Origin of the sequence: Elstera litoralis, from assembly GCF_000963705.1 — a bacterium.
Classification (GTDB): Bacteria; Pseudomonadota; Alphaproteobacteria; order Elsterales; family Elsteraceae; genus Elstera; species Elstera litoralis.
In genome coordinates this window covers 1-7,669 of record NZ_LAJY01000277.1, presented here as the reverse complement: position 1 = coordinate 7,669, position 7,669 = coordinate 1, and the positions used below count along the sequence as shown (strand labels likewise).

The following is a 7,669-nucleotide window of genomic DNA, read 5'->3' as shown; positions in this document are numbered from 1 at the left end:
AAAGGGGCGCGACTTGAGCGCCGTCCACAGCGTCGCCTCCCCACCGCACCGCCGCCGACTGAAACCACGACCGAGGCGACGCGGGTGCGCTCTGCGGGCGGATTGGGCGCAACGAAGCCGGTGTAGGCTTTCTTCGCCTCAGGAATCCGCCCGGCGCTGGTAAAGCTGCGCTCCAGCGGCACGAGGCGCGGATCGCCGTGGATTAGCACCAGATCGATATAGGTTTCGACCAAATCGAGCACTTCATCGTGCCGCTTCGGCGGCTTGTTGAACACGAGAATATCGCGCAAGGAGGTCGCCACCAGCGGCGGCTTGGCGCGGGCTTTGGCGGCGTCGAGCAGCGGGATCAACTCGAACTTCAACTGGCGGCGCGCGAAGGGAAAGCCTTCGAGCAGGATCGCATCCGGTGCCACGCGCTCGAACAACGCCAGAAGCTGCGTGCGCCGCGCCTCCCGCCAAACATCATCGACCGGCGTGCCATCCAGGTGGCGCAGGGTGCGGAAATCGGCCGCATTCACGCGGGCGGGCGGCAGATGCACCACCTCGGCCCCGCCCCAATCTTCGCCCGGCACCGGCGCGCCGCCGGAGGCGACCGTCACCCCATGCCCAGCCTGCACCAAAGCGCGCGCTAAGGCTTCCGCCCGGCGATGATGGCCGACGCCTAAAAAATGCTGCACATGAAACAGAAGCTTCATTCCAACGGCCCTTCGAACCTCAGCTTGCCCGCCGTTACCGCGAAGCGCAAGGCAACCGCCGGTTTGATTTTGGCGGGCGGCGGTCCGGTATAATCCCAGCCCGTCGCTAGCGCTAGCGCCGCTTCGATCACGCCGCGATGAGTGATCGCCACCGTGGGGCGGGCGAGGCGCAGCAGCCAGGGCGACAGCCGCGCCATCACCTGACGCGGGCTTTCCCCCCCCGGCGGGCACCAGTCGAGCCCCTCGCGCAGGCGCAGCGCCGATGATTTCGCTTCAAGTTCGGCACGGGTCAACCCTTCGAAGGTCCCCGCGTCGCGCTCGATCAAGGCATGCTCTAGCCGCGCCAGCATGCCGCGCAAAATCAGGCCGGTTTCGACCGCGCGCTGGAGCGGGCTGCTGATCCAGTCCCAGGCCAGAAACTCCGGCGGCAGTTCCCGGCGGCGCAGCAGCTCCCGCCCAAGTTCGGACAAAGGTTGATCGACCCGGCCTTGCAGGCGGCCGGCTTCGGTCCAGTCGGTCGGACCGTGGCGAATGAGCAGCAGCGGGATCGTCATCGCACCCCCAAATCGGTGAGAAGGTCGGCCAAACGCGCCGAGGCCGCTGGCAGCGAATGCCGTTCGGCGGTCCGCGCCAAAGCTGCCACACGAAAGGGCGCGGGCGCGGTGACAAGCGCGGCCCCCAGCCGGACGGTGAACGCCGCACTATCGCCGACGGGCACCAGAAAGCCCGTTTCGCCCTCCCCGATCAGTGTCGGAATCGCCCCTGCCGCACCCGCAATCACCGGCAAACCCGCCGCCTGGGCTTCGAGCAGGGCCATGCCGATGGCCTCATTCACGGCGGGCCAGACCAACCAATCGCAGGCGGCATAGAGGGGCGGCAGCGCGGTTTCCGGCAGCGTACCGAGCCACTGCACGCGCTTGCCGAAGGGGGCGAAGGCCGGTTCCAGAGCGGCGCGCGCAGGCCCATCGCCGACCAGCAGCAAGGACCAGGGCCGGTCGCGCAGCGGCTGCAAGGCTTCGGCCAGCAACCGGAAGGAGGCAGCTTTATCACCCGCGCGCATCATCCCGACCGCGAGCAGCCAGGGTTCGGCTGGAGAAAGCCCTAAGCGGGCAGCAAGATCGACCCGCGCGGCGTGCCGTTGCGCAGCAGCAGCGTGATAGGCGGTGAGGTCGAGAAACGGCATCAGCGGCACCTGCGTCAGCCCCGGTACCAGCCGCGCCAGCGCCGCCGCGTCGATGGGATTGAGGCTGAGACTCGCCGCCGCGCTCTGCAATGCCGCCGCCACGGCCGCGCTCGCCGTCGCAAACGCCCCCGCACCGCGTTTTGCGCTGAGCGAGGCTTCGGCGACGACATAGGGAATCCCCAACGCCGCCGCAACCCTCGGGCCAATCCAGTCGGGGGCTTTATAATAGAGGTGATAGGTGAACCACAGGTCGGGCCGGGTTTCGGGACGCGCCGCATAGCGCCGCAGCAGCGCCTCGGCGGCCCGTGCGCCCAAAGCCTCGAACCGGGCGGCCTTCTCGCCGGAAGGATCACGGCTGCGCAGACGACACGCGAGATCGACGGTGACGCCGGGGATCAGCCGGAGTGCGTCCATCAGCAGCCGCCCGATGCGCCGGTCGCCGGACGGAACCGGATGATCCGGCGCTTTCATCGGCGCATAAAAGGCGATCCGGCAGGGTTTCACAGCGCGGGTGGGCAGAAGGGCGTGATCCGCCGCACCAACTGATCGAGCCCCGGCGCGGTGCCGAAATCCGCCCGCACCCGCGCCTGCCCCGCTGCGCCCAGACGGTCCCGCAAAGCGGGATCGGTCGCAAGACGGGCAAGGGCCGCCGCCAGTGCGGCAGGCGCTTCCGGCGGCACGAGAACCCCTGTTTCCCCGTCGCGAATAAGTTCGGGAATGGCGGAAACCGCCGTCGCTACGCAGGCGATGCCCTGGCTCTGCGCCTCCATCAGCACATTCGGCAGCCCGTCGCGGTCGCCATCCTTGGCGATGCGCGAGGCGAGCACGAAGAGATCAGCGTCCCGATAAGCCGCGAGCACCTCGGTTTGCGCCTGTGCGCCGCGCCAGGTGATGCGGTCCGTCAGCGCCAGGTCAGCCGCCAAGCTTTGCAAAGCCGCCCGGTCGCCGCCGCCGATATGGGTCAGGTGCCAGTGCAACCCGGCGGGGAGGTTTGCCAGCGCGTGCAGAAGATCGTCATAGCCCTTCTTCGTCACTAGTCGCCCGACCGACAGCAACCGCACCGGGGCGGCGGGATCGGCCCCATCGCGGACCGACACGCGGGCGTCGGGGGGCGGAAAACGGTCGAGATCGAGCCCGTGATAGACGAGATCGACCCGCGCCGGATCGGTCGCCAAGCCCTTCAAATGTTCAGCATTCGCGCCGGTACAGGTGACGAGAAAGGCCGCATCGGCCAGTTTCTCGCGCTTCTCCCACGCGGGGATGGTCCAAATATCTTTCGCATGGGCCGAGAGCGCGAAGGGCGTGCCGCGCATCAGCCCGGCATAGCGCGCCACCGAGCCCGGCGTGTGCATGAAATGGGTGTAGATCAAGGCGCGATCAGCAGGCAGTTCGCTTGCCAGCACCAAAGCTTGCCCCCAGCGCCGCCCCCGGTTTGGCGTCGGATCGCGCCGCCAATCTTTCAGCCATTGCCAGAAGGCGGCGCGATAGCCCGGCAACTTCCGCGCGTACCACCAACCGCGCAGAACCCTTAACGGTTCCTGATAAAGATATTCCGGTAGATAGGTGACGGGCGCGCGGATTTGATCGTGGATCGGGTGGCGCTTTTTATCGGTCGGATGCCGCAAAGAAATCAGGTGCAGCCGAAACCCGCGCTGCTCCAACCCCCAAAGCTCCTGGGCGATGAAGGTTTCCGACAGGCGTGGATAGCCTTTCAGCACCACCGTGAGAACCGATGCGGGCACGATGGCTTAGGCGCTAGCGGCGCGGGCGGCGGTTTCGAGCGGAAGGCCGGTGAGACGGGCAAAGCGATGGGCAATCGCCTGATGCCCGTCGAGCAGCCCCGGAATCACCACCGCGAGGGGCGCGGCTGCTGCGGTAAGGCTTTCAGCGCGTCGATCATTTGCTGCGGATCGGGGTGATCCTCGTCATGGGCCAGCATCTGCAACAGCCCCTGCCGCTCGGCCTCGCGGGCACGGATGAACTGTTCCAGGCGCGGGCGGGTACGCGGCACGATCAGGCTCGGGCGGTCGAAGGACAGGATTTCGCAGAAGGTATTATAGCCACCCATCGCCACGACCGCCGTCGCTGCAATCATCAGGCGCTGCATATCGGGATCGAAGGTCAGCACCTCCACATGGGGCAGGCGCGCGGCGCGGGCTTCGATCTGCTGGCGCGATTCGGCGTGCATGAACGGGCCACAGACAATGAGCGCCCGCATCAAATCCGGCGCGCGTTCATAGGCCGACAGTACCCAATCCACCAAACCCTCGCCGTCGCCGCCGCCGCCGGGGGTGACCAGCAGGAACGGCGGATCGATGGGCAGGGGGTCGGCGGTCGCGGTGATTTCTTCCTGCCGCCACAGGTAGCTTGTGTAAACGATGCGCTGTTCCACGGCGGGCGGCAGCGGCAGGCCCTGCAAGGGCCGGTAAATCCGCTCCAGCCCATAGACCCAGATTTCGGTGAAATAGTCTTCGAGCGCCGGCACCGCCAGCTTGCGTTCCCACTCGGCGGCGAAAGCAACCGGATCGTCCATCACGTCGCGCACGCCCAAGACCACGGGCACGCCGCGTTCTTTGAGGTACATCAGCGTTTCGGTGACTTCGCCGCGAATGCCCAAGGGTTCCTTATCGATCAAAAATAGATCGGGCTGGAACTCCTGCGCCGTTTCGAGAATCAGCCGGGAGCGCGCTTCGATGGCCTCGCGGATATCGGCGGCGTCCAGTGCCTTATAGTCGCCGTTCGAGAGCTTGATGATGCCGGGCACCAGCTTGTAGCGCACCCGCTCGTCGAAATCATACGAGGCGATAATGGGCAGCCCGGAGAGGATCAAGACCTCCAGGTCGGGAAAAGTCTGCACCAGATTTTGCGCAATCGAGCGGCAGCGCCGCAAATGCCCGAGCCCGAAGGAATCGTGACTGTAAATCAGCAAACGGGTCGCCCCCCCGCCAGCACGAGGGCGCAGCACGCCCCGCCCTATCCGGGATTGAACGCTTACATCAGGCGCCATCGCGCTACTCCGTTACCGTGTTCCTGAAGGCACGCGGGCGTTTCTGGGCTTGGTTTTGCCCATGCTGACCACGACCTTCAGTCATTCTGGCTCCTGACACTTCGATCCCCACACGCGGCAGGTTTCGGCCCTGCGCGCGCTTTTTATCAATGTTTGGCGTCACGGTCGGCCGCCTGATCGCCTAGGACTTCGCGGAAATGGGCCGTCTGCCGTTCCAGGGCATCGGACAAATCGCGCATGACTGCAAGCGCAAAATCGGCAGATCCCGAACCATCTGGTGAAAAACATCTTTGGGCAAACGCAGGCACTCCATCGGCTCCAAGGCCCGGACGGTGGCAGTGCGGCGTCCGTGCGCCAAGAGCGCAATCATGCCGACGATTTGGTTTTGCGCGACCTCCCCCAGTTTCACCTGGGTTTCGCCGCCCTCCAGCGTCACTTCCGCGCGGCCCGAGAGCAGCACGAACGCGTCCTCCCCCTCCTCGCCCTCACGGATAAACTCTTCGCCCTGCATGATATGCACCCGCTCCGAGGCGAAGCTGATGAGCTTCAGCCGCGCGGGGTCGAGATGCGAGAACATGGGCACCATGCGCAAGGTCTGCACTTCCTGCTGCAAGCCCATCCCGTTCAACCCCCCGTTCGGCTCCAACCGCCTTAATCCTGCCTTAAGCTAACCCCGGCCCCGGCTCAGGAACAAGAGCTATAAGCTTAACGGCGCTAAAGTGCCGCCTAATCTGCCGCGTCGGGGCGGGGGATGATATCGCCGTTCTGCACAATCGCGCCGAACGGCCCATCGGCGATAATCCGCCCCTGATCCAACACCAACACGCGGTCGAAGGCTTTCGCCAGCGCCGGACGCTGCAAAACCCAGACGATCCCCCAGTCGGGCTCGGCCAGAACCGCCTCGATCAATTGCATTTGCGCGGCTTGATCGAGCAGCGCCGCCGGATCGTCGAACACCAGCAACGGCGGGCGTTTCAGCAGCGCGCGGGCAATCGCGACCCGTTGCCGCATCGCGGGCGTCAGGCGCGAACCGCCGACGCCGACGGGCGTTTGCAGGCCAACATCGACCGCCATTTCGCCCAAGGACATCAGCAGGTCCAACCGTTCCAACTCGGTGCGCATCAACTGGCGCATCCGGCTATTGATCGCATTCTGCCCCGGCGCGAGCCGCCCGAAGAGAATATTATCGATCAAGGAATTAGCCGGGCTGAACTTGGCTTCGTCGAAAAACTCCACCGCCGTGCGCAGGCTTTCCGGCAAATCCTGCATCAGCCGCGCGCGTGCTTTTACAATGCCCGCCATCAACGCCGTATCGACCGTATCCAAACGGTGCCGGGCCGGGGTGAGGCGCAGAATGAGAATGAGGAAGCGGGTGCGGTCGGCAGGGGTCATGACCCCGTCGCGGCGAATCCGCGCTTCCACCTGCTCAAGATCGACCAATTCTTCCGCATCGACGAAGCTGAAACGGCCATAGAACTCGTGGGACGGCGGCAGGTCGCGGAAGATTTCCGAGAGGGTTTGGGCGGTCGCCCGCCCCGCCGCAATCAGCGCATCCTCGATGCCTTCCGCCTGCAACACCGCGCGAATAGCCGGGTGCCGGGCGAGGGCATCGCCCTGGAACGTCGGACCGACCGGCGTGCCGAACAGCAAATTCTCGGCGAGCGTCGATTGCATATTGAAGCGATCCGCCGCGAAGGGCTCCACATAGGTAGCCACATTGGGTGTGGAGAGGAACGGGCGAATCGCCTGCCGGGTTTTCAGAATCAGCGCAACGATATCGGGCCGCGCCAGCGGATCAACCCGGCCCTGCAAGCCGAACTCCCGCACCTCGGTCAGCAGGCCGGTGATTTGCAAAACCTTGTTCAGCCGGGCTTTGAACGCCGCCTGCCCATCCTTGCCGAAGATCGTGTAATCGACCCAATCGCCGTCGATTGGGTCGGTGGAATTGCCGGTGCGCGCGGCTTCCTTGCGGCGCACGGGCCAGTCAGGATCGGCGGGTTCGCCCGAGGCGGGCACCCATTGCAGCCCATAGACGAGATTATCGTAGAGGCTGCCAGAGCGCATGACCGTTTCGGCCCCGACATAGCCGATCCGCCGCCCAAGGTCCGGCATCGTCATGGCGAGCGGCGATGTGCCGCCAAGGGTAACGCGGCCGGTTGCCGGGGCGCCAGCCCGGCGAGGATCTGCGCGAACTCGTGCTTTCCCCCGGCATCCTGCCCCAGCACCGCCACGCGCGCCCCGGCGGCGAGCGTGAGCGAAATGGCATCGAGCCGACTGCCGCCAACCTCATCGGATAGGCTGGCATTGGCAATATGAACCTCCAACGCCGCCGCCTCTAAAGCCGCCGGTCCGCCCTCTACCGGCGCGCGCTCCGGCGGAATCATCCCCATCGGATCGAATTGATCGACGACTTGCTGATACTTGATCCGCGAATCTTCTAAAAACTGATAATAATCCAGCAATTCGCGCCACGGGGCGTTCAAATCCTTATAGGCCGCGACGACAGCCAGCAGCGCCCCGAGCGACAGGCTGCCCTGGATCACCAGGTAGCCGCCAATCGAATAAAAGAAAAACGGTGTTAGTTGCGCGATGAAATTATTCAAAAACTTTATAAAGAATTTCCATTTGAAAATATCAAAGCGAATCCAATAGTTAATACCCATCATTTTTGAAAATATGGCGAGATGAAAACGGTTCGTACCATTGGTTTGAATTTCACGCAGCGACAGAGCCGTTTCGGTAATTTCGTCCGAAAGCTCGCGCACTAAATGAATGCGTTGTTTG

Annotated in this window: 6 protein-coding genes and 2 pseudogenes; all 8 read right to left on the bottom strand. The window is 64.7% G+C overall.

What is annotated here, in order from left to right:
• Positions 1-695 (bottom strand): annotated as a pseudogene (locus tag VZ95_RS11345) (glycosyltransferase family protein); the annotation flags it as partial.
• Positions 692-1,249: a histidine phosphatase family protein gene (locus VZ95_RS11340; RefSeq protein WP_045775938.1), complete on the bottom strand. Its 558-nt coding sequence runs from the start codon at positions 1,247-1,249 to the stop codon at positions 692-694. The gene VZ95_RS11340 and the pseudogene VZ95_RS11345, both read right to left, overlap by 4 nt.
• Positions 1,246-2,349, bottom strand: a complete 1,104-nt coding sequence (locus VZ95_RS11335; protein ID WP_045775940.1) for a glycosyltransferase family 4 protein — start codon at positions 2,347-2,349, stop codon at positions 1,246-1,248. Before VZ95_RS11335 ends, VZ95_RS11340 begins: the two co-directional genes overlap by 4 nt.
• A 29-nt stretch (positions 2,350-2,378) precedes the next feature.
• Positions 2,379-3,620 (bottom strand): glycosyltransferase, encoded by a 1,242-nt coding sequence (locus tag VZ95_RS11330; protein ID WP_045775937.1) that lies wholly within the window; start codon positions 3,618-3,620, stop codon positions 2,379-2,381.
• 104 nt (positions 3,621-3,724) lie between these two features.
• Positions 3,725-4,843, bottom strand: a complete 1,119-nt coding sequence (locus VZ95_RS11325; protein WP_232302622.1) for a glycosyltransferase family protein — start codon at positions 4,841-4,843, stop codon at positions 3,725-3,727.
• Between the two features lie 223 nt (positions 4,844-5,066).
• Positions 5,067-5,531 (bottom strand): cyclic nucleotide-binding domain-containing protein, encoded by a 465-nt coding sequence (locus tag VZ95_RS11320; RefSeq protein WP_156995250.1) that lies wholly within the window; start codon positions 5,529-5,531, stop codon positions 5,067-5,069.
• An 80-nt stretch (positions 5,532-5,611) separates the two neighbouring features.
• On the bottom strand, positions 5,612-7,003 hold the full coding sequence (locus VZ95_RS11315; RefSeq protein WP_045775936.1) for an ATP-binding cassette domain-containing protein: 1,392 nt from the start codon (positions 7,001-7,003) through the stop codon (positions 5,612-5,614).
• Positions 7,000-7,669: pseudogene (locus VZ95_RS25530) on the bottom strand (ABC transporter transmembrane domain-containing protein); the annotation flags it as partial. The pseudogene VZ95_RS25530 and the gene VZ95_RS11315, both read right to left, overlap by 4 nt.